This is a genomic window from Fundidesulfovibrio sp., assembly GCF_058402725.1.
On the sequence record NZ_JBZVFJ010000032.1, the window covers coordinates 1 to 20,295 of the forward strand.

Annotated in this window: 18 protein-coding genes; 13 read left to right on the forward strand and 5 right to left on the reverse strand. The window is 68.2% G+C overall.

Annotated features, from left to right (window positions below; genetic code table 11):
• Window positions 1-353, forward strand: a 353-nt coding sequence (locus ACV4UX_RS06305) for a DMT family transporter (protein ID WP_491592465.1), incomplete at its 5' end; no start/stop codon positions are given.
• Window positions 354-407: 54 nt separating this feature from the next.
• Here ACV4UX_RS06305 and ACV4UX_RS06310 read toward each other — a convergent pair.
• From ACV4UX_RS06310 to ACV4UX_RS06330, 5 genes are all read right to left on the reverse strand, one after another.
• Window positions 408-758, reverse strand: a complete 351-nt coding sequence (locus ACV4UX_RS06310) for a hypothetical protein (RefSeq protein WP_491592466.1) — start codon at window positions 756-758, stop codon at window positions 408-410.
• A gap of 124 nt (window positions 759-882) precedes the next feature.
• Entirely contained in the window at window positions 883-2,064 is a 1,182-nt protein-coding gene (locus ACV4UX_RS06315; RefSeq protein ID WP_491592467.1) for a glycosyltransferase family 4 protein, read from the reverse strand.
• A gap of 183 nt (window positions 2,065-2,247) precedes the next feature.
• Window positions 2,248-3,147: an EamA family transporter gene (locus ACV4UX_RS06320; RefSeq protein ID WP_491592468.1), complete on the reverse strand. Its 900-nt coding sequence runs from the start codon at window positions 3,145-3,147 to the stop codon at window positions 2,248-2,250.
• A gap of 21 nt (window positions 3,148-3,168) precedes the next feature.
• Window positions 3,169-4,338, reverse strand: coding sequence for a glycosyltransferase family 4 protein (locus ACV4UX_RS06325; protein WP_491592469.1), 1,170 nt, complete (start codon window positions 4,336-4,338; stop codon window positions 3,169-3,171).
• Window positions 4,339-6,531, reverse strand: coding sequence for an SDR family NAD(P)-dependent oxidoreductase (locus ACV4UX_RS06330; RefSeq protein ID WP_491592470.1), 2,193 nt, complete (start codon window positions 6,529-6,531; stop codon window positions 4,339-4,341). It abuts the gene before it with no gap.
• Window positions 6,532-6,682: 151 nt separating this feature from the next.
• Here ACV4UX_RS06330 and ACV4UX_RS06335 point away from each other — a divergent pair, with 151 nt between their 5' ends.
• From ACV4UX_RS06335 to ACV4UX_RS06390, 12 genes are all read left to right on the forward strand, one after another.
• Window positions 6,683-7,900, forward strand: coding sequence for a hypothetical protein (locus ACV4UX_RS06335; protein WP_491592471.1), 1,218 nt, complete (start codon window positions 6,683-6,685; stop codon window positions 7,898-7,900).
• Window positions 7,901-7,903: 3 nt separating this feature from the next.
• A complete protein-coding gene (locus ACV4UX_RS06340) occupies window positions 7,904-9,856 on the forward strand; it encodes an ATP-binding protein (RefSeq protein ID WP_491592472.1) in 1,953 nt (650 codons plus the stop codon).
• 183 nt (window positions 9,857-10,039) lie between these two features.
• A complete protein-coding gene (locus ACV4UX_RS06345; protein ID WP_491592473.1) occupies window positions 10,040-10,384 on the forward strand; it encodes a hypothetical protein in 345 nt (114 codons plus the stop codon).
• Window positions 10,385-10,902: 518 nt separating this feature from the next.
• Window positions 10,903-11,574 carry a Crp/Fnr family transcriptional regulator gene (locus ACV4UX_RS06350; protein ID WP_491592474.1) on the forward strand — a complete coding sequence of 224 codons (672 nt, stop codon included), beginning with the start codon at window positions 10,903-10,905 and terminating at the stop codon, window positions 11,572-11,574.
• A gap of 75 nt (window positions 11,575-11,649) precedes the next feature.
• Window positions 11,650-15,444, forward strand: a complete 3,795-nt coding sequence (locus ACV4UX_RS06355; RefSeq protein WP_491592475.1) for a complex I subunit 5 family protein — start codon at window positions 11,650-11,652, stop codon at window positions 15,442-15,444.
• Complete coding sequence (locus ACV4UX_RS06360; RefSeq protein ID WP_491592476.1) at window positions 15,437-16,396, forward strand: respiratory chain complex I subunit 1 family protein; 960 nt, start codon at window positions 15,437-15,439, stop codon at window positions 16,394-16,396. The genes ACV4UX_RS06355 and ACV4UX_RS06360 overlap by 8 nt, the downstream gene beginning before the upstream one ends.
• 11 nt (window positions 16,397-16,407) lie before the next feature.
• The gene (locus tag ACV4UX_RS06365) at window positions 16,408-16,848 is read left to right on the forward strand and encodes an NADH-quinone oxidoreductase subunit B family protein (RefSeq protein WP_491592477.1); all 441 of its coding nucleotides are present in this window, start codon (window positions 16,408-16,410) and stop codon (window positions 16,846-16,848) included.
• A 1-nt stretch (window position 16,849) separates the two neighbouring features.
• Window positions 16,850-17,395 (forward strand): 4Fe-4S dicluster domain-containing protein, encoded by a 546-nt coding sequence (locus ACV4UX_RS06370; RefSeq protein WP_491592478.1) that lies wholly within the window; start codon window positions 16,850-16,852, stop codon window positions 17,393-17,395.
• Complete coding sequence (locus tag ACV4UX_RS06375) at window positions 17,376-17,924, forward strand: NADH-quinone oxidoreductase subunit C (RefSeq protein WP_491592479.1); 549 nt, start codon at window positions 17,376-17,378, stop codon at window positions 17,922-17,924. The genes ACV4UX_RS06370 and ACV4UX_RS06375 overlap by 20 nt, the downstream gene beginning before the upstream one ends.
• Window positions 17,924-19,009: a hydrogenase large subunit gene (locus ACV4UX_RS06380; protein WP_491592480.1), complete on the forward strand. Its 1,086-nt coding sequence runs from the start codon at window positions 17,924-17,926 to the stop codon at window positions 19,007-19,009. Before ACV4UX_RS06375 ends, ACV4UX_RS06380 begins: the two co-directional genes overlap by 1 nt.
• A 207-nt stretch (window positions 19,010-19,216) precedes the next feature.
• On the forward strand, window positions 19,217-19,594 hold the full coding sequence (locus ACV4UX_RS06385) for a hydrogenase maturation nickel metallochaperone HypA/HybF (RefSeq protein WP_491592481.1): 378 nt from the start codon (window positions 19,217-19,219) through the stop codon (window positions 19,592-19,594).
• A complete protein-coding gene (locus tag ACV4UX_RS06390; RefSeq protein WP_491592482.1) occupies window positions 19,578-20,165 on the forward strand; it encodes a 4Fe-4S dicluster domain-containing protein in 588 nt (195 codons plus the stop codon). The genes ACV4UX_RS06385 and ACV4UX_RS06390 overlap by 17 nt, the downstream gene beginning before the upstream one ends.
• The last annotated feature ends 130 nt before the right edge of the window (window positions 20,166-20,295 follow it).

Sequence of the window (20,295 nt, forward strand, 5' to 3'; positions counted from 1 at the left end):
GGGAGCTCTCGCCCCTGGGCGCGGCCCGGCGCGTCACCTGGCTGGGGCTGGCCTGGGTGTTGCCGCTGGCCTTCGTCCAGGCCGGGGACCTCCGCCCGGAGCAGGCCGGGGCCTCGGCCTGGCTGGCCGTGGCCGCGCTGGGCGTGCTGGTGACGGCAGGGGGCTATGTGCTGTGGTTTCGCGGGGTGGGGCGTTCCAGGCCCAGCCAGGCTGCCGCCGTGACGGGCCTGCTGCCCGTGAGCGCCGTGCTCTGCGCCTGGGCGCTCACCGGGGAGACGCCCGGGGCGTCCCAACTGGCCGGGTGCCTGGCCGTGGGCGCGGGCATCCTGCTGGCCTCGCCGCGAGGAGGGTGATGTCTTCCGCGCGCGGCGTCGGCCCGGCCGGGAGGCAGTCGGAGCGGGGGCGCTTCAGTCCCTGGGCAGTTCCTGGCTCTGCATCTTGTGCACGGCCGCCCAGGTGGCGAACATCACGCGCAGATAGTCCGCCGAGGCCTCGGACTCGGCCATTGCGTCCTTGAAGGAGTTGTAGTCCAGGCTCAGGGCCTCTTCGGCCAGGATGCGCGCGAAGGTCTCGCGGGGGATCTGGATGCGGTAGCGGTAATCGGACTCGGAGAACGTGAGGATGTCGGCCGTCACGTCGTGGCGGGCCAGCATCCGTTCCAGGTGCTCGATCTTGCGGGCGCGCACAGCCACCTCGCCGGGCTGGCAGAAACGCGTGGCCGCGATGGAAAAGAAGCCGTCTCGGGTGAAAATCCACATGCTCGTCGCTCCCGTGTGCCGGGCGGCGGGGACGGACCGCAGGTTGGACGGCGGATGCCGCCCTTTCACGCCCTGTTACCCCATGCGCACCGCTCCGGCAAGCGTCGGCGAGGAAACAAGCGGTTCAGCCGACGCGTTCCAGTTCCGCGCGGGCGATCGCTTCCCAGTCGAAGCGCGCGGCAACGCCCGCCGCCTCCTGCACCAGTCGGGCGCGGCGTTCGCCGCCTTCCAGCAGGGCCAGCACCCGGGAGGCGAACCCGGCCACGTCGCCCTGGGGCACGCGGTCCATGCCCCCGGTGAAGATTTCGTCATAGATGGGCAGGTCGTAGGCCACCACCGGCAGGCCGCAGGCCATGGCCTCCACGGCCACCTGCCCGAAGCTTTCGTAGTGGCTGGGCATGCAGAAGCACCCGGCGTTCTTGAGCAGGCGCACCTTCTCCGTCCCCTGGCGGAAGCCCAGCAGGTCCACGTTGGCCGAAAGCCCTGCCGCCGCGATCTCGGCCTGGAGGCGGCGGAACCAGTCGTCCCCGCCGCCGCCGATGATCCCCAGGCGCGCCCCGGGGCGGGCGTCGCACACCGCGCGCCAGATCTTCACCAGGTCGAAGAGGCCCTTCTGCGGGTGCAGGCGGCCCAGGAAGATGCCGTCGTAGCGGGGCGTCTCCGGCGTCACCTCCACGGAGGTGAACTCGTCCATGTCCACGCCCATGGTCACCACCTGCACGGCCTCGGGCGCGATGCCCCGGGCCAGCAGCGTGTCGCGGTCCAGGGAGTTGAGCACCAGCATGCGCCCGCCGAAGGCCCGGGTGAGGGCCAGCGCCAGCATCTGCGTGGACCAGTAGAGCAGGCCCCGCACCGTGGGCACGCGCCAGCGGGGCCGGAACACGTTCTCGTAGCCCCGGAACGGGTTAGGCGCGATGAGAAACACACACACGGTGAGCTTCGCGGCCGGGTTGCGCAGCTTGGAAAGCAGGGCCGGGAGGAGGTCCACCAGAAAGTCCGAGGGCGCGTAGACGGCGTCCATTCCCTTGGGATAGCTGACGAACAGGCAGCGGAAGAGCCGCCAGAGATACGTGCGCAACACGTTGCCCAGGCTGTCCGATTCGTCCTCGAAAGGCTCGGGGAACACGCGGTAGTCCATGCCGCGCACGTTCTGGGACTCGAACACGCCGATCTGACGCCTGGGCAGCAGGACCACCAACTCCTGGCCCCAGGCCAGCCAGCGACGGGCGATCTCCGAAAAGCGAACCTCGCTGCCGTCGCGGTTCCTGGTGTTCACGCGGCCCATGGCCGGGATGAAGATGCGCATAAGAGTAGGATGCCTCCGGCGGCCAGAGAGGAAACTTTTTGAAAAAAGTTGGACTCGGGCCGTCCTGGCCCTCGCCCTTCGGGCGCTGCGTTGCAGCGTCCGACTTTTCTTCCTGAAAAGTCGTCTCTCTCTGGACTCTCCTTCAAAAACTTTTAAGTAGCTTCGCGGGTTTCACCGGCAGCGTCAACCGTTGCGGGGAGTGCCCTGGGAACGCAACCGCTGAAGAAAGCGCAGGTCCGGCAGCACCACCACGGCCAGTCCGGCCAGGATGAGCGCCATGCCCGCCAGCCGCTGCGGCCCGAACGTCTCGCCCAGCGCCAGCCGGGCGCACGCCGCCCCGAACACGGGGATGAGCAGCGAGAACGGAGCCACCGTGCCCGCCGGATAGCGCTTCAAGAGCGCGCCCCAGCCGCCGTAGCCGATGAACGTGGCGAACACCGTCAGATAGACCACAGACCCCACGCCGGTCCAGTTCAGATGCGTCAGCGCCCCGCCGATGCGCTCGGGGCCCTCGAAAACCCAGGAGAGCGCCAGCAGCGGGACCGGCGGAATGAGCGACAGCCACGCGATGAGCCCCAGCATGTCCGCCCGCCCCGCCCCGCGCATGAGGATGTTCCCCGTAGACCAGCAGAGCGCCGCCGCCAGCAGCAGGCCGAACCCGGCGGGCGTCACGCCCCCCGTGCCCGCCGTGAGCCCGATGAGGGCAAGCCCCGAAAGGGCCACCAGCGTGCCCAGCCCCTGCACCCGGCGCGGCCGCTCCCCCAGCGTAAGCGCCGCCAGGAGGATGGTGAAGAACACCTGCGACTGGAGCACAACCGAGGCCACGCCAGGCGGCATGCCCACCGCCATGCCCAGAAACAACAGGCTGAACTGCCCCACGAACCACGCCAGCCCCAGGGCGACCATGCGGCCCCAGCCGATGTCGGGCCTGGGCAGAAAAAGCGCGGGCAGCGCCGCCAGCACGAAGCGCAGCGCCGCCAGCAACAGGGGCGGGAAGGAGTCGAGCCCCAGGCGGATCACCACGAAGTTGGCCCCCCACAGGAGCGTGACCACCAGGGCCAGAAGGACGTGCCGGGGCTGCATGGCGTCGGGTCCGGGCGGGCGCTACCTCAGGGCCTTCTCGTAGACGCCCTCCAGCTTCGCGGCCACGGCGTCCCAGTTGAGGGTGGACTCCACCAGCCCGCGGGCATTGGCGCGCACGGCCTCGCGCCCCTCAGTGTCGGTAAGCGACCGGACAATTTGGTCTCCGAAGGCGTCGGAATCCTTGACAGGAGCTGCGTAGCCGCACTGGTAGTCCCGCAGGTAGCGCTCGATCTCGCCCACGGCGTTGGAGACGATGGGCACGCCGGAGCTGAGGTAGTCCCCGAAGCGGATGGGGAAGCGCGCCTTTTCGATGGGGTCGTCGTCCATGGGGAGCAGCAGGGCGTCGGAGGCGGCCATGTAGGCGGGCACCTCGGAGGGGGGCTTCTCGCCCAGGCGCAGGATGTCGCCGCCCGCGCGCTGCAGGTAGGGCTTCAGGCGCTCCTCGAAGCTGTCGGGGATGTGCATCTTGCCCAGGAAGGCCAGCTTGAGCCCGGGCGCCTGGGCGCGGGCGCGCTCATAGGCGTCGAGCATCAGGAAGAGCGACTCGGTGTAGGTGTGCCCCATGGAGAGGGCCAGGGGAGCGCCCTCGGGCAGGCCCAGCTGGCGGCGCGCCTCGTCCCGGGAGAGGGGCGAGGGGGCCATGGTGGGGCAGTTGGGGATGTCGTGGATGCGCTCCCCGGGCACGCCTGCCGCGCGGAAGCTCTCCATGAGCAGGGAGCTGGCGGCGGTGCACTGGCGCGCGTAGGCCGGGAGCTTGTCGTTGAACCAGCCCACAACGCGCTGGTAGGGGCCGGGGTGCTGGTTGGCGAAGCCGCCCTTCCAGAGGTCGTCGTGGTCCAGCACCAGGCGCACGTCGCGGCGCGCATACGCGGCCGTCAGGGCGGGCACGCCGATGGGGTGCAGGGGGAAGGCGAAGGCGTGCAGGATCTGCTGACGCATGCCCAGCACGTAGAGCGTGTTCAGGGCCATGCGCAGGGTGTGCAGGGTGTGGAAGCCGCGAAGCCTCCACTTGGGCCAGAAGATCGTGGTGAGCCCGTCTTCCGTACGCCACCTGGCCTTGAGCGAGTCTTCCTTGCTGGCGCACAAAAGCGTGACTTTGTGGCCGCGCCGCGTGAGGCCCCGCGCCAGGTGCAGGCAGCGGAAATAGGTGCCGTAGTTCTCGACGTTGTGGTTGAGAAAGAGAATGTCCATTTAGAGATTCGTCCGTTTGAAAAGGGATTCCGGAAGGTTGCGGATCAGCCACATGACGGGCCGCCACACCGGCGGGGTGAAGACCACGTCGCGCCCCTTGCGCCAGGCCCCGTGCACGTGTTCCGCCACGCGCTCCGGCGTGGCCGTGAGCGCCCGGGGCATGGAGAGGTGGGCGGTCATCTTGGTGTCCACGAAGCCGGGGATCACGGTCATCACGTGCACGCCCGAGGCGAAGAGCCGGTGGCGAAGCCCCGAAAGGTAGGCCGTGAGCCCGGCCTTGGCCGCGCCGTAGGCGTAGTTGGACTTGCGGCCCCGCTCGCCCGCCACGGAGGAGACGCCCAGGATGAAGCCCTCCCGTCGCTCTTCCAGGTCGCGGGCCACGGTCTCCAGGATGGAGGCCGCGCCGAGCAGGTTCACGTCCAGGAGCGCCAGGGGGTCCGGGCTTTCCAGGAGCCCGAAGGTGAGGATCACGCCGTCGGGGCGCGCGGGCAGGGAGCGGTAGAAGGCCTTGTGGGAGGCCGTGTCCTGGGCGTCGAAGGGTACGGTCCACACGCGCACGCCGAAGGCGTCGCGCAGTTCCCGGGCCTTGGCTTCCAGGGCGGCGGTGTCGCGCGAGGCCAGGATGAGGTCGCTGCCTTCCTCCTGGGCGAAGCGCCGGGCCAGGGCCATGCCGATGTCGGAATTGGCCCCGAGCGTCAGCACGCAACCGGCCTTGGCCCGGGCCTTGGGCCTGGGGGCCAGGGTGTTGCGCAGCAGGCGCAGGCCGAAGCGCACGTAGTTGGCCAGCACGCGGCGGTCGGCCCCGGCCTGGCGCAGCTTGCGCCAGATGTAGGAGGGCCGCAGGTGGAATTGGAGCAGCGTCTTTTTCCGGAAGGCCTCGATTTCGGCCATGGAGAGCTGGGCCGTGCCGGTGGTGGGGGCGTTGAAGTAGTCCTTGCCCAGCACCGAATCCTCGATGAGCCCGCAGGCCACGGCCTCGGCGTGCAGCTCCGTGCCGGGGTAGGGCACGGCGATGTGCAGTTCCAGGAAGTCGTTGTCCAGCTCGAAGATGTGGCGGCGCGTGGCTTCCAGGTGCTCCGGGCCTTCCCAGGGCAGCCCGGCCAGGAAGAAGCCGAACGTGCGCAGCCCCGCCTCCTTGGCCCAGCGGGTGGCCTTCAGGTTGTCCTCCACGGTGGTGCCCTTGCGGATGCGCTCCAGGGTCTCCGGGTGGCCGGATTCGTAGCCGAAGGCCACCAGCCAGCAGCCCGCAGCCTTCATGGACTGGAGGGTCTCCAGGGTCAGGGGCTTCACCTTGGAGTTGGCCACCCAGCGGATCTTCCCGGCCAGGTCCGAGTCCAGGATGGCCCGGCAGACGGCCTGGGTCCATTTCTGGTCGAAGGTGAAGGTGTCGGACTTGAAGAAGAAGTCGCGGATGCCGTGCTGGTGGTAGCACTCGCGCAGCTCCTCCAGGATGTTCTCCGGGGAGCGCAGGCGCAGCTTCGAGCCCGAGATGGCGGGCGTGACGCAGAAGGTGCAGCGCGAGGGGCAGCCGCGCGAGGTGGCGATGGTGGCCTGGGGCTCGCCGGTATCCGGGCGCACGTAGAGGTGGTTCTCCATGAGCGAGCGGTCCGGGAAGGGCAGGGAGTCCAGGTCGGTCTCGAAGGAATCGAAGAAGGTGGGGGTCCAGGCCCCGTCCTTCTTGTAGAGGACGCCCCGGATGGAGGGCAGGGCGTTTTGGTCCTCGAAGTGGGCGCGGGCCAGGCGTCCCACCACGAACTCGGACTCCAGGCCGATGAGGTAGTCCACGTGGGCCAGTTCCAGCTGGTCCAGGAGAGCCTGGGCCGGGGCGAAGAAGATGGCCCCCTTGAGCAGGACCACGAGCCCGGGCCTGCGGCGCTTGAGCTCGGCCACCAGTTCCAGGTCGCGGAAGATGGTGGCGTTGGTGATGGAGAGGAAGACCGCGTGGGGGTCGAAGCGCTCGAAGTCGGCCAGGAGGTCGGCCAGGGAGCGTCGGCTGGTCTGGTAGTCGCGCACAAACACCTGGAAGCCTTCGCGCTGGAGCACGGCGGCGGCGTAGCCCAGGTCGTTGGCGGCGCGCATGGTGGTGGCGGTGGAGTTCTCCACGTTGCCCTGGGAGCGGTCTTCCCCGCGCTGGTAGAAGGCCCCCGGGGGGTAGAAGAGCATCGCCCGCCGGGGCGTGTTCTGCTGGTTCATGCGCCGGGGACGTTGGCCTCTCGGAGGCGCGGCGTCAAGGGGGGAAGTGGGGGGGGGCTTTTCGCAGGAGACCTTGACCCGCTCATGGGCAACAAGTATGTTGCGCATCAAGTTTGTTGCGCAGCAAAGACGCTGCGGCAAAGGAGCCCTCATGCCCATGTTGAACGTCGGCAACGCCCCGCGCGGCGAGGAGTATTTCGGCCAGGAGGCGTTGCTGGACGAGCTTCGCGAAAAGCTCTCCAGGGGGCACGTGCTGCTGGCCGGGCCGCGCCGCTTCGGCAAGACCGGGGCGATGCTGGCGCTCCTGGACAGCCCGCCCGAGGGATATGTCCCCGTGTACCTGAACGTGGAGCACCTTTCGGACACCCGGGAGTTCATGCTGGAGATGGTGTCCGGACTGGCGGCCCACAGGCGGCTGCGCAACCTGCTGGAACGGGCTTCCGGGGCCTTCGGGAAACTGTGGGGGTCTCTGCGGGACCTGCCGGAGGAGGTCGAGGCCTACGGGATCAAGATCAAACTGCGCGAGCGGCTGGAAAAGGAGCCGGACAGTCTGGCCGTGGGCGAGGAGGCGCTGGCCCTCATGGCGGACGAGTCCGCCCCGGTGCTGCTGATCATCGACGAGTTTCCCATCATGGTGGACAAGGTCGCCCAGCGGGACCGCGAGGAGGCCCACCGCCTGCTGCACTGGCTGCGCCGCGCCCGACAGTTGCCCGGCACGCGGACGCGCTTTCTGGTGGGTGGTTCCATCCACCTCGTCCCCACCCTGGACGCCTGGGGCCTCGTGGACACGGTGAACGACCTGGCGGCGGTGAAGGTGCGCGTCTTCGACCCGCAAACCACCGCGCCCGCCTTTGTGCGCAGCGTGCGCGACGCATACCATCTGCCGCTTTCGGACGAGATGATTCCGGTGCTCCTGGAGATGGTGGGCACGCCCATCCCCTTTTTCCTGGCGGTCTTCCTGGACTCGGTGATCACGGAGCATCGCAGGAGCCTATGCGCGATCGACGCCTGTATGCTCTCTCGCGTCTTCGAGGTGGAGGTGATCGGGTGTCAGACGGCTCAGGGCTTCCGCCACTACCGTCGCCGCCTGGACGAGCACTACCCGCATCCCGAGAATACCGCCGCCCTGCGCCTGCTGGACCGCATGGCCCGCGAGGACGGCGGCGCGGACGAGTCGGACCTGTTCAACCTGTTTCTTTCCGCCTTCAATCTGCCCGGGGGGTACGACGATCAGCTTCGCTTCCTGAACCTGCTGGGCAAGCTGGAGAACGATTTCTACATCGAGCGCCGCGATGGCCGTTGCCGCTTCTTCAGCCGCGTGCTGCGGCTGTGGTGGCTGCGCAACCATTGTCTGCGGACAGGAGGATAAGCCATGGCCATGCATCTTTACCGCACCCAGCGCACGCCCATCGAGACGCTTCTGGCCTGCCATGTTGGCCGCTCCCATGTGGTGGAGGGCGTTCTGGCCGATCTGCGCTCGCGCGGCCCCGGGGCCTCGCGGCAGCACTTCATGTTCATCGGCCCGCGCGGCATCGGCAAGACCACGCTCCTGCGTCTGGTCGCCCACGGCATCGAGTCCGACCCGGAATTGAAGGCCCGCTATCTGCCCATCGTCTTCCCCGAGGAGGGCTACAGCCTCACCCGCGTCTCGGACCTCATGGTGCGCCTGGCGCAGACCATGGCCCAGGAGCACGGCATCGAGGAGTTCAGGGCCGTGTACGACCAGGTGCGCCACGACGACCACGACCGCCGGGTGGTGGACACGGCGGCGGAGGCCATGCGCCGTCACCACGCCCGCACGGGTCAGGGCGCGGTGGTGATGTTCGAGAACACTAACCGCTTCCTCGAGCGCCAGAAGCGCAACAAGGACGAACTGCATCTGTTGCGCGCCCTGATGATCTCCGAGCCCTGGCTCACGGGGGTGTTCACCTCGCCCACGTACCTGAACGCCCTCACGGACGAGCGCGAGCCGTTTTTCGAGTTCTTCAAGGTGCAGACCCTGGGCGAGCTGAGCCAGGACGAGTTGCTGGACATGCTGCGCAGGCTCACGGAGCACGAGGACAACGCCGTGTTCCGGGCCTACCTGGACAAGCACTCCTCGCGCGTGCGGGCGCTCTATCATTTCACGGGCGGCAACCCGCGCCTGGCCCTGATGCTCTACGAACTGGTGAGCAGGCACGACATCGCGGGCGTGCGGGAGGAACTGGACGCCCTGCTGGACCAGATCACGCCCTTCTACCAGGACCGCATGAAGGACCTCTCGGAGCAGGAGGCCCGGGTGATCGAGGCCATGTCGCTGATCCCCGAGGGCTGCCCGCCCAAGACCCTGGCCACCGAGACGCGCCTGGGCCAGGGCGTGACGCGCATGGTGCTGAAGCGGCTGGAGAACGCGGGTTACGTGCGCCGGGAGAAGCACAGCGACGGCAAGACGGTCTACATCATCCCCGAGCGGCTGTTCCGGATATGGAACAGCATGAACAATTCAAGGGCCGCGAAGGGAAAGGTGCAGTATTTGGTGGAGTTTTTTGCGATGTGGTATGCGACGGAGGAAGAGAGGGCGGAAGTTTGGAGTAGATTGTGCATTGCCTACGAAAACCAGGTTCAGGTCGTTTCGAGTCGAACAATTGTTAGCTATCTGGATTGCTTTGCGCGTATATCATCAGATTCTGAAATATTAAAATACGTGCAAAATTTCATGCGGTCGGCAGTTAAGGTCAATGACGAGTTGATGTTTGAAAGTTTGACGGCCGTTTACGGTGCTCTTGAGGGAAACTACAATGGTCAGGCATGTGTCTGTTCCGCATTGACAATAATGTATTTGAGTGATGATGTAATTAGCATTGTTGATGACTTCAAGTCAAAGTATAAGTATAATTCATTTTCAGATTTATTGTTAATGATATTGTCCATCAAGAGTGGTGGAGATTTTAAAATTGGGATGATAATGCTGCGCTGCATTACAGGCATCAAGTTGTGTAAGTCCATGGGTAGTGAAAATTTTGTCCATATTGTGTCTACAATGCACATGTTAAGTTTGGCTGTTGGTGCAAATCCGGCTGCTGTTTGTCTTGAGTTATGGGGTGCTGCTTTCAAGTTACTTTCGAGCAAAGAGATTGAGACCTTGTTTGCTGGATTTAAGGCAATATATCCTGGTGTCATCGGTGAAACCCCCGAAGTTACACTTGCAGGTGCTTATATTCTCTCCCGCTCCCCCGCCGTGCTCGAAAAGCACCCCCCTGAAGTCCGCGAAGCGGCCCTCAAGCTCGTGGAGGCCTTCGACTCCAACCCGGCCAACAAGGCCGGGGGCGACGCCCCCAAAAGCTGACCCTCTCGTCGCGTCCCCGTCCATCTCCGGCGGGGCGCGCGGCTACTCCCGGAGCGCACGAGTCTGTCCGTTTCCCGGCAAGTGCCCCCTTTCCTCCCATCAAATTGACAATGATTTTCATTTTCATTTACTCCCGCTCCAACAACCTCCGCACTGAGGCGCACCGGCACCAAGGAGCACCCCATGTTCATTCCCGAGAGCCTTTCCCCCTGCGCCTGCAAGCGCGAAGTCCTGCTCAACGGCCGCAAGGCCGCCCGCGTGCCCCTGCACGCCGTCCAGTTCACGGCCGAGGGCATGGCCCTCATCGGGCTGGGCATCCTGGCCCTGGCCGAGCGCCACGGGATGCCCCCGGAACTGATCCGCAACCGCATGAAGAACGCCCTCTACGCCACGCCGCCAAGCGCCTCGCTCTACTTCCTCTTCCAGGTGCCCGAGCTGGACGCGGACATGCATGTGGAGATTCCCCCCGTCCATTGGCGCTACGCCCTGCCCGGAAAGACGGGCGACACCCTGGCCCGGCCCGCTTAGGCCCGGCCCGCTTCGGGGCAGATCGGGCGGGGAGAAGGCCAACCGTGATCAGGCCTGTCGCGCGCGGTCCCGGCGCGTCTGGCAAGCCCGGCGCGCCGGGACCGGCCCGGACGGTCGGGCCTGCCCGAACGGGGGGGGCTCCCCGCCTTCGGTCCATCCGGCCCGCCCGGGCCAACGAATCGGCGCGGTCGCCGTCCGGCCGGAAGCGTCCAGGCCCTGCGCTCCGGCCCGGGACGCCGCGGGTTCCGCCGCCATGCCCGGGGCGGTCCAGGCGGCGGCCGCGCCCTCGCGTGGGGCCAAGCCTCCGGCATGTCCCAGCCGGTGCGCTTCCCGGTCCTTTCACTGGACTTGCCCCGCGAAAAGCTCTAGTGACCCCGCCCGGGTGGGGGGTGCGGCGACGGCACGTGCATGGCCAGTGAACGGTGGGGCCTGGCACGTTTGCGCCCGGACGGCCAGAGGCCGGTCCGCGCGGGCATCTTCTTGACGGCCCCTGCCAGGGCCGCATCCGGTATCCTCCCATGTCCCAGATCAAGCGGGCATACGGCCAGAACCTGCTCCAGCTCCTGGCCAGCCCCGAAAACGCCGAAGCGCTCTCCCAGCTCTCCGAACGCCGCTACAAGAAGGGCCACATCATGTTCTGGCCCCACGACAAGGAAGACCTCGTCCTCATCGTGAAGCAGGGCAAGGTCCGGGTCTACCTGGGCCTGGAGGGCAAGGAGCTCTCGCTGTCCATCCTAGGCCCCGGCGACGTGTACACCTCCCACTCCAGGGCCTATGTGGCCGCCATGGAGGACACGGTGGTCTACCTCTGTCCGGTCTACAAGTTCTACACCCTCTCCACCAAGAGCCTCTCGCTCTCGCTCTCGCTGTTCATGGCCCTGGGCAAGCTGCTCTCCGGGTCCATCGCCCTCGTGGAAAACCTCTACTTCTACGACATCGACAAGCGCGTGGCCGCCTACTTTTACGAACAGGCCCTGGTGCACGGAGAACCCTCGGCGGGCGGACTGCTCGTGGACGTGGGGCTCACCGTGGACAAGATCGCCACCATCGTGGGCTCCTCCAGGCAGACCGTCTCCTCGCTCATCTCGGGCATGGAAAAGGACGGAATCCTTAAGAAAGTCGCGCGAGGCGAGTACCTGATCCTCAACATGGACGAGCTCAAGTACCTGGCCCATCCCTGTCCGGATTAATTCCCGGAAGCGTCGGCTGGCGGACAGACATCCCGGAAGCGGGCGGGTAGACGGAGGGCCAAAGGAGGCTCTCTTATGGAACTGCCCACGCAACTGGGACTGCTGGCCGGAGCGGCCGTGGCGGTCCTGGCGGAAATAGCGGCGCTGCGCTCCCTGGACAGGCTGGGACGCCTCATGGCGTTCTCGGCCCTGGCCCAGGCGGGCGTGGCCCTCGTCGGAATGAGTCTGGGACAGGCGGCCGGCCCCGTCGGCGCGGCGTCCCTCGTTGTGTACCAAGCACTGGCCCGCGTCCTGTGGTGGCTCTGCCTGCGCCGCATGGCCGGAGGCGGAAACCTCCCGGGCCTGAACGCGCTGCGCGGCGCCGGAGCGGCCAGCCCCGCGCTGACGGCCTGCCTGGGCCTGGCCGTGTTCACGGCCCTGGGCATGGGACCTTTCAAGGCCCCGGGCGGCAAGGCGCTCATCGTCTTCGCGGCCCTGGAGGGCGGCCACTGGATCACCGCCCTGGCCCTGGCCGCGGCGGGATTCGCGGCGGCGGTCTACTCCATCCGCATCGTCCTGGGCGTGTGCCTGGAGAAGCCGGGGGGCAAGGCCCTCGCGTCCGCTCCCGCCCATGATCCTGCAACGTCTCCGGCGTCGGCTCAGGCCGAGGGCGGCCTGCCCGGGCTCCCCCTGGCCCTGGGCGCGCTCCTGCTTCTGGCCTGCCTCTTCCCGCACCCCGTGGCGGGTCTGGTCCAGGCCCTGGCCGGGAGGTCCGGCGCGGCCCTGCCGGACCTGGAAGGCGGCTGGCCCCTGGCGGCGGCCGTTCCCTTCGCGGGCGCGTACCTGGTCTGGCTGGCCGGGCGCGCGGTCCCAAGGGCGCGCAACCCCCTGGCCCTGGCCCTGGCCGCCGCTACGGCCGGGTGCTTCCTGCTCCAGGGCGGGCTCGACCCGCTCCAGACCCTCTTCGGCGGGCTCTTCGCCCTGGGCGGCGCGGCCGTGGTGCTCTATTCCGTCGGCTACGAGGCCCACGACGAGCACGCGGACCGCTACTGGTTCTTCCTCTTCCTGCTGGTCTCCTCCCTGGTGGGCCTGGCCGTGGAGCGCTCCACGGGCGGCTTCTTCGCCTTCTGGGAGATCATGACCTTCAGCTCCACCCTGCTGGTGGCCCACAAGCAAAGCCGTGAGGCCCTGGACGCCGCCAAGCTCTACTTCATCATGTGCGCGGGCGGCGCGCTGGCCCTCCAGGTGGGCCTGATGGCCCTGGCGGCCGCCGCGCCAGGCGTTTCGCTCCTGGCGACGGGTCAGGCCCTGGCGGCCTACGGACCGGCGGCCTCGGCCGGGCTGGCGCTCCTGATGCTGGCGGGCTTCGGCGTGAAGGCGGGCCTCTTTCCGCTGCACGCGTGGCTCCCGGCCGCGCACCCCGTGGCCCCCTCGTCCATCTCCGCGCCCCTCTCGGGCCTGCTCACCAAGGCGGGCGTGCTGGGCCTGGCCGTGCTGGCCCCGCTCTTCGCCTCGGGCGCGCTCAACGGCGGCGGGCAGACCCTGGGCTGGCTGCTCTCCCTGGCCGCCGGGATCACCTTCGTCCTGGGCGAACTGATGGCCCTGGCCCAGCGCGACATCAAGCGCATGCTGGCCTATTCCACCCTGGCCCAGATCGGCGAGATCACCCTGATCCTGGCCCTGGGCACCCACGCGGCCACGGCGGGCGCGCTGGCCCACGCCGTGAACCACGCCGTGATGAAGGACCTGCTCTTCCTGGCCGCCGGGGCGCTCATCCTGCGCGCCGGAACCCAGCGCCTGGAGGGTCTGGCGGGCCTGGGCAAGGCCATGCCCTTCACCGGGGCGTGCATGGCCGTGGGGCTGGTGTCCATCATGGGCCTGCCCCTCACGGGCGGCTTCTTCAGCAAGTACCTGATGCTCACGGCCGCCGTGGACGCGGGCCACGCCTGGACCGCCGCGTTGATCCTGGCCGGGAGCCTGGTGGGCTGCGTCTACTACGGGCGCATCCTGCGCGTGCTCTTCTTCACGCCCTACGAGGGCGCTCCCGTCGCGGAGGCCCCCTGGACCATGCGCGCGGCCGTGGGCCTGCTGGCCGTGGCGGCCCTGATCTCGGGCGCGTTCCCCCAGGCCTGGACGAGCATGGTGCTCCCGGCGGCCAGCGCCCTGGTCCCGGCGGCCCAGCCCCTGTCCGGCCTGGCCCTGCCTTCGCTCTCCGTGCCCTGGAGCGCCTCGGCCCTGCTGCCCCTGGCCGGGGCGGTCGCGGCCATTGTCTGGCGGCGCGATCTGCGCCGCGCCGGAACCTGGGCCACGGCCTGCCTGGGCCTGGCCTTGGTGGCGCTCCTGCTGGAGTGGAGCGCCTGGAGCGGCTTCCAGATGGCCTTCGCGGGCCTGGTGCTGGCCCTGGGCGTGTGCAACATGGCCTACTCCACCGGGTACATGAGCCACAGCCACACCCCGTGGCGCTTCCTGGCCTCCTTCTGCGTCATGATCGCGGGCCTGGTGGGCATGGCCGGGGCCGAAACGCTCCTGGCGTTCTTCTGCTTCTGGGAGATCATGAGCAGCTGGCCCCTGTACTTCGCCATCCTCCACGAGGAGACTCCGGCCGCCAGACGCGAGGCCACCAAGTACTTCCTCTTCAACCTGGCGGGTGCGTCCATCCTGTTCATGGGGCTTCTGTTGCTCACCGGCGCGGCCGGAGGCGGCTCCTTCGCGCAGGTGTCGGCGCTCTTCGCCGCCCAGGCCCCCTCGGCCTGGGGCTTCTCGGCGGCCCTGGTGATCGCGGGCCTGCTCATGAAGGCGGCCATGCTCCCGGTGCGCATCGACTGGCAGATGCACCCGGCCACGGCCCCCACCCCCGTGAGCGGCTACATCTCGGCCATGCTCCTCAAGAGCGCGCCCTTCGGGATCGTGCTCCTGCGTTTCGTCTGGGCGCAGGGGATTTCGCCCGAGTCGGCCCAGGTGCTGGACGCGCTCCTCTACGCCGGGGCCTGGATCGGCGGGGCCACCATCCTCTACGCGGGCATCCAGGCCCTGGTGCAGACCGGCATCAAGGAGATGCTCATCTACTCCACCGTGAGCCAGCTGGGCTACGTGGTGCTGGGCGTGTGCCTGGCCACGCCCCTGGGCCTGATGGGCGGCCTTCTGCACCTGTTCAACCACATGCTCTTCAAGAACCTGGCGTTCCTTTGCGCCGGGGCGCTCATGTTCTCCACCCACGCCCACTCCCTGCACGAGCTGGGCGGCATCGGGCGGCGCATGCCCTGGACCCTGGCGGCCTTCGGCTGCGCGCTCCTCGCGGCCGCCGGCATGCCGCTCTTCAACGGCTTCGCCTCCAAGTACGTGCTCTACTACGCCCTCATCGACCAGGGCGAGTGGGCGCTGGCGGTGGTGGCCATCCTGACCAGCGTGGTCACCCTGGCCTACTTCCTGAAGTTCCTGCACACGGCCTTCTTCGGCCAGCCCTCGGCCAAGGCCCTGCACGCCTCGGAGCCGGGGCTGCTCATGCGCGCGCCTATCCTGGTCCTGGCCGGGCTGTGCCTGCTCACGGGGCTCTTCCCGGGCCTGGCCCTGAAGCCCATCGCCTCCATCGTGCGGGATTTCGGCCTGACCGCCCCGGCCGTGGGGCTCTCGGGCATCCTGGAAGGCCCCGGGGCCATGGACAACACCCTGCTGGGCTTCATGATCCTCCTTACGGGCCTGGGCGTCTGGACGGCGGTCTCCCGCCTGGCCAGGAACGCCCGGCGCACGGCCATCCACACCTGCGGCCAGCCTGTCGACCCCGCGTCCACCCACGTGGGCCCGGCCGACGTGTTCGCCACGCCGCTTTCACTCCTCACCCGTCTGAGCCGGGGCCATTTCCAGGTCCCGCGCCACGGAGGCAGCCATGACTAGCGTGTTCGAAGCGGCCTTCGCCCTGCTGGTGTTTCCCGGCGGGGCCATGGCCCTCTCCATGGGACTCTTCCTCAAGGGCGTGGACCGCCGCGTGGCGGCAAGGCTCCAGCGCCGCGTGGGGCCGCCGCTGATGCAGCCCCTGTGGGACGTGCTCAAGCTGTGCTCCAAGGAGACGCTCATTCCCGCCACGGCCAACGAGGCGGCCTTCCTGCTGGCCCCGGTGCTGGGTCTGGCGGGGGTGCTGGTGACGGCGGCGGTGCTGCCCATCGGTGGCGTGTGGTCGGGCGTGACGGGCCTGGGCGACCTGCTGCTGCTGCTCTACCTGCTGCCCATCCCGGCCATGGCCTTCATGGTGGCGGGTTCTGCCTCCAGCTCGCCGTACGGGGCGCTTGGCTTCTCGCGCGAGATGGTGGTGATGTGCGCCTACGAGCTGCCCTTGATCGCCGCGTTCCTGGCGGCGGGGGCACGGGCCGGGGGCGAGGGCGCGCAGGCGCTCTCCCTGGCCCACGTGATGGCCTACCAGGCAGCCCACGGCCCCTTCCTGCTCGACCCCGTGATGTGGCCCGCCCTGGCGGCCATGCTGGTCTTCATCCCCGGCACGCTCTCGGCCGGGCTCTTCGACATCCCCGAGGCCGAGCCCGAGGTGCTGGAGGGGCCGCTGCTCGAATACTCAGGCCCGCTCCTGGCGGCGTTCAACCTCATGAGCGCGGTGAAGCTGGTGGTGGTGCTGGAGCTGGTGGTGGCCCTGTTCTGGCCCAACCCCCTGGGCGGAAACTGGCTCGTGAACCTGGCCTGGCACGTGGCCAAGTGCCTGGGGCTCATGCTGGTGTGCTTCACAACCTTCCGCGTGGCCACCGGGCGTCTTCGCCTGGAGCAGGGCTTCGCGGTGTTCGTCAAATACGCCGCGCCCCTGGCGCTGGCGAGCCTGGCGCTGGCCGTGGCCCTGCGCTGAGGAGGCTTCCCGTGCTCAAGACTCTCGCCAAATACGCCCCGCGTTCGCCGTGGATCTACCGGCTCAACGCGGGCTCCTGCAACGGCTGCGACGTGGAGATGGCCACCACGGCCCTCATCCCGCGCTACGACGTGGAGCGCCTGGGCTGCAAGTACTGCGGCAGCCCCCGCCACGCGGACATCGTGCTCATCTCCGGGCCTTTGACCCTGCGCGTGCGCGACAAGGTGCTGCGCGTCTTCGACGAAATCCCCAACCCCAAGGTGACGGTGGGCGTGGGCGTCTGCCCCGTTTCGGGCGGCGTGTTCCGCGACAGCTACACCGTGGACCAGCTCCAGGAGAACTACATCTCCCTGGACGTGATCGTGCCCGGCTGCCCGCCGCGCCCCCAGGCCATCATCGAGGGCGTGGCCAAGGCTCTGGAAGTCTGGAAAGAACGACTGGAGGTGGCCTGACATGCTGCCCTTCCTGAAGATCATGGTGAAGAACCTGCTGGCCGGACCCAGCACCGATCCCTTCCCCTTCGCCCCGGCCCACACCCCCAAGCGCTTCCGGGGCCGGGCCTGCCACGACAAGGAGAAGTGCATCCTCTGCGGCATCTGCCGCCACGTCTGCGCGGCCGGGGCCATCCAGCTGCGCGTCACCGAGGACGGCATGGCCGTGCACTGGGTGCTCTGGCACAACAGCTGCGTCTTCTGCGGCCTGTGCGCCCACCACTGCCCCACCAAGGCCCTGACCATGTCCGACGACTGGCGCATGACCCATCGCGGCGAGGAGCGCTTCGACCAGCGCGAAGTGAGCTTCGTGCCCTACGGCCAATGCTCCCAGTGCGGGGCGCGCATCCATCCCCGGCCCGAGAGCGTGGTCCAGCAGCTGGGCGCGCGCTACCCCGAGCGCTTCATGATGTGCCCCGTGTGCAAGCGCCAGGAGCTGGCCCGCCGCGTGACGCCCGCAAAGCCTTCCATCACCACCGGAGACTCCGATGAACGAGATAGCGCATAAGAACCTCCACGACGCCGTGACCGGTCTCCTCGGGGAGGATTCCATCCACTGGACCCGCGACCTCAACCGCAACGCCTTCGGCTGGGTGAAGCTCTGCGAGAGCGAGACCCTCAAGGCCCTGGCCCCGCGCCTGGCCGCCGTGCGCGCCCGGCTCATGGCCATCACGGCCTACCGCGCCGACAAGTACGCCCGCCTGGAGGGCCGCGAGATCGCCTACCACTTCGACCTGGACGGCGTGGTGCTCACCGTGAACGTCTGCGTGCACTCCGAGCCGCCCCGCGTGCCCTCCATCGCCCGCTGGTTCCGCAACGCCGACTGGAACGAGCGCGAGTTCATGGAACTCTACGGCATCGAGGTGGAAAACCACCCCAACCCCCGCCGACTCTTCCTGGACCAGACCCTGGACCAGGGCGAGCTGGACCGGCTGATCCCCCTCTCCACCATGATGAACGGCGCCTCCACCAAGACCCTCTGGGAGAAGGTGTTCGCCGGAGTCGACATGCCCCAGTGGGCCAGGGAGTCCAAGTGATGTCCGAGACCTACACCCTCCCCGTCGGCCCCCTGCACGTGGCCCTGGAAGAGCCCATGTACTTCGACGTGCGCGTGGAAGGCGAGACGGTGCGCTCCGTGGAGCTCTCCGCCGGCCACGTGCACCGGGGCATGGAAGCCCTGGCCATGAACCGCAACTGGCTGCAGAACATCACGCTCACCGAGCGGGTCTGCTCCCTGTGCTCCAACAGCCACCCCACCACCTACTGCATGGCCGTGGAGAACCTGGCCGGCGTGGTGGTGCCCGAGCGCGCCGAATACCTGCGCGTGATCGCGGACGAGGTGAAGCGCATCGCCTCCCACCTGTTCAACGTGGGCATCATGGCCCACCTGGTGGGCTTCGATTCGCTCTTCATGCACGCCATGGAGATCCGCGAGATCATGCAGGACCTCAAGGAGGGCGTGTACGGCAACCGCATGAACCTGGGCGCGCTGGCCATCGGCGGCTGCCGCTACGACCTGGACGCGGAGACCACCGCCTTCATGCGCGCCAAGCTGCGCGAGCTCGACCCCCTGCTGGCCGAGCTGACGCGCGTCTACGCCACCGATCCGCTCATCCTCAAGCGCACCCGGGGCATCGGCGTGCTGCCCATGGAGGAGGCCCGTCGCTACGAGGTGGTTGGCCCCGTGGCGCGCGCCTCTGGCATCGCCTACGACGTGCGCCGCAAGGCCCCCTACGCCGTGTACCCGCAGCTGGACTTCGAGGTGCAGACCGACACGGCGGGCGACGTGCACTCCCGGGCCATGCTGCGCCTGCGCGAGGCGGCCCAGTCGGCCGTGATCCTGGAGCAGTGCCTGGACGCCATCCCCGAAGGCCCCATCTGCCTGCCCGGCGCGGTGTTCATCCCCGAGGGCGAGGCCGTGGCGCGCTCCGAAGCCCCGCGCGGCGAGGTGTTCTACTACGTGCGCTCCGACGGGTCGGACTCGCCCCAGCGGCTCAAGTGGCGCGTGCCCACCTACATGAACTGGGAGGCCCTGCAGGTGATGATGGACGGCTGCCAGGTGGCGGACATCCCGCTCATCGTCAACAGCATCGACCCCTGCATCTCCTGCACCGAGCGCTGAAGAACCGGAGGACTTGAAATGGAGAGGGCCGCTCCGAGAGGAGCGGCCCTTTTTGTCGCGGGAGTACGGTTGGTTGCGCCCCATGACGTCCCGAAACGTCAGGAGAAAAATGCACGAATTTCGCCATCTGTCGCGCGCCCGACAGTAATGCCCGCCCCACGGGGGCATAAGGAGGGCGCGCCGGGCGAGCCCGGCCGGAGCGAAACCATGCACGAGTCATCCCTTGCCTTGAGCATCCTGGACATCGTCCTGCGGCAGGTCCCCGGGGCCTGCACCGGGGCCGTGCGCCGGGTGGACCTCTGCCTGGGAGAATACGCCGGGGTGGAGGAACACACCCTGGCTTCCTGTTTCGAAATGGTGGCCCTGGGCACTCCCGCCGACGGGGCGTCTCTCCTGGTGGAGCGCGTGGCGGCCACGGGCCGCTGCGACCGCTGCGGCGAGGCCGCCGTGCGCCAGGGACGCCTGCTCGGCTGCCCGGAGTGTCCGGGATCGAGCGTCACGCTCCTCACGGGGCGCGAGCTCTACGTGAAAAGCATCGAAGTGACCAAAATTCCAAGGAGGCATGAACATGCCCATGCACTATGAAAATCCCATCGTCTACGCCACGCCCGACAAGTGCGTCGGCTGCAAGAAGTGCGAAGCCGCCTGCGTGAGCGCGCACATCAACATGCCTTTCCGCGAGGCCAAGAAGCGCGGCCTGCCCGTGATCCCCCGCATCAAGGTGATGAAGGTGGAGAATCTCAAGTTCCCCATCCAGTGCCGCCACTGCGAGGACGCCCCCTGCGCCCATGCCTGCCCCTTCGGCGCCATCCGCCAGGTGGACGGCATCGTGAACGTGAAGGAACAGCTTTGCGTGGGTTGCAAGATGTGCGTGATGGCCTGCCCCTTCGGGGCCATCGAAGTGGGCGTCGAGGGCGAAATGGAGCAGCTTGGGCGCACCAAGCAGGGCTCCGCCAAGAAGTGCGACCTTTGCCAGGCCTGGCGCTCCAGCAACGGCAAGGAAGTGTGCGCCTGCGTGGAAGCCTGCCCCAAGGGCGCGCTCCAGTTCGTCGACCTGCGCCAGTACCGCCAGGCCCAGGCCCAGGCCCGCGTCCTTGAGCTGGCCAAGGCCAGCGCACTGGTCCAGAACGTTCCATCCCCCCCACTGACCGCATAGGTCGAGTCAGCGTCCCAGCCGCGTCCGGATCTCGGGCCCCAGACGCGGCGGGGGCGCGCCATCCGTGGTGGGATGGCGAATGCCTTGCAGACCTCCCCGGAGGGCGTGCGCGGTGGTGGGCACGCGCCCG

What these genes read in the sequence shown, in the direction of transcription:
- ACV4UX_RS06310 (WP_491592466.1), bottom strand. Translation starts at nt 758, where the DNA reads ATGTGGATTTTCACCCGAGACGGCTTCTTTTCCATCGCGGCCACGCGT.
- ACV4UX_RS06315 (WP_491592467.1), bottom strand. Translation starts at nt 2,064, where the DNA reads ATGCGCATCTTCATCCCGGCCATGGGCCGCGTGAACACCAGGAACCGC.
- ACV4UX_RS06320 (WP_491592468.1), bottom strand. Translation starts at nt 3,147, where the DNA reads ATGCAGCCCCGGCACGTCCTTCTGGCCCTGGTGGTCACGCTCCTGTGG.
- ACV4UX_RS06325 (WP_491592469.1), bottom strand. Translation starts at nt 4,338, where the DNA reads ATGGACATTCTCTTTCTCAACCACAACGTCGAGAACTACGGCACCTAT.
- ACV4UX_RS06330 (WP_491592470.1), bottom strand. Translation starts at nt 6,531, where the DNA reads ATGAACCAGCAGAACACGCCCCGGCGGGCGATGCTCTTCTACCCCCCG.
- ACV4UX_RS06335 (WP_491592471.1), top strand. Translation starts at nt 6,683, where the DNA reads ATGCCCATGTTGAACGTCGGCAACGCCCCGCGCGGCGAGGAGTATTTC.
- ACV4UX_RS06340 (WP_491592472.1), top strand. Translation starts at nt 7,904, where the DNA reads ATGGCCATGCATCTTTACCGCACCCAGCGCACGCCCATCGAGACGCTT.
- ACV4UX_RS06345 (WP_491592473.1), top strand. Translation starts at nt 10,040, where the DNA reads ATGTTCATTCCCGAGAGCCTTTCCCCCTGCGCCTGCAAGCGCGAAGTC.
- ACV4UX_RS06350 (WP_491592474.1), top strand. Translation starts at nt 10,903, where the DNA reads ATGTCCCAGATCAAGCGGGCATACGGCCAGAACCTGCTCCAGCTCCTG.
- ACV4UX_RS06355 (WP_491592475.1), top strand. Translation starts at nt 11,650, where the DNA reads ATGGAACTGCCCACGCAACTGGGACTGCTGGCCGGAGCGGCCGTGGCG.
- ACV4UX_RS06360 (WP_491592476.1), top strand. Translation starts at nt 15,437, where the DNA reads ATGACTAGCGTGTTCGAAGCGGCCTTCGCCCTGCTGGTGTTTCCCGGC.
- ACV4UX_RS06370 (WP_491592478.1), top strand. Translation starts at nt 16,850, where the DNA reads ATGCTGCCCTTCCTGAAGATCATGGTGAAGAACCTGCTGGCCGGACCC.
- ACV4UX_RS06375 (WP_491592479.1), top strand. Translation starts at nt 17,376, where the DNA reads ATGAACGAGATAGCGCATAAGAACCTCCACGACGCCGTGACCGGTCTC.
- ACV4UX_RS06380 (WP_491592480.1), top strand. Translation starts at nt 17,924, where the DNA reads ATGTCCGAGACCTACACCCTCCCCGTCGGCCCCCTGCACGTGGCCCTG.
- ACV4UX_RS06385 (WP_491592481.1), top strand. Translation starts at nt 19,217, where the DNA reads ATGCACGAGTCATCCCTTGCCTTGAGCATCCTGGACATCGTCCTGCGG.
- ACV4UX_RS06390 (WP_491592482.1), top strand. Translation starts at nt 19,578, where the DNA reads ATGCCCATGCACTATGAAAATCCCATCGTCTACGCCACGCCCGACAAG.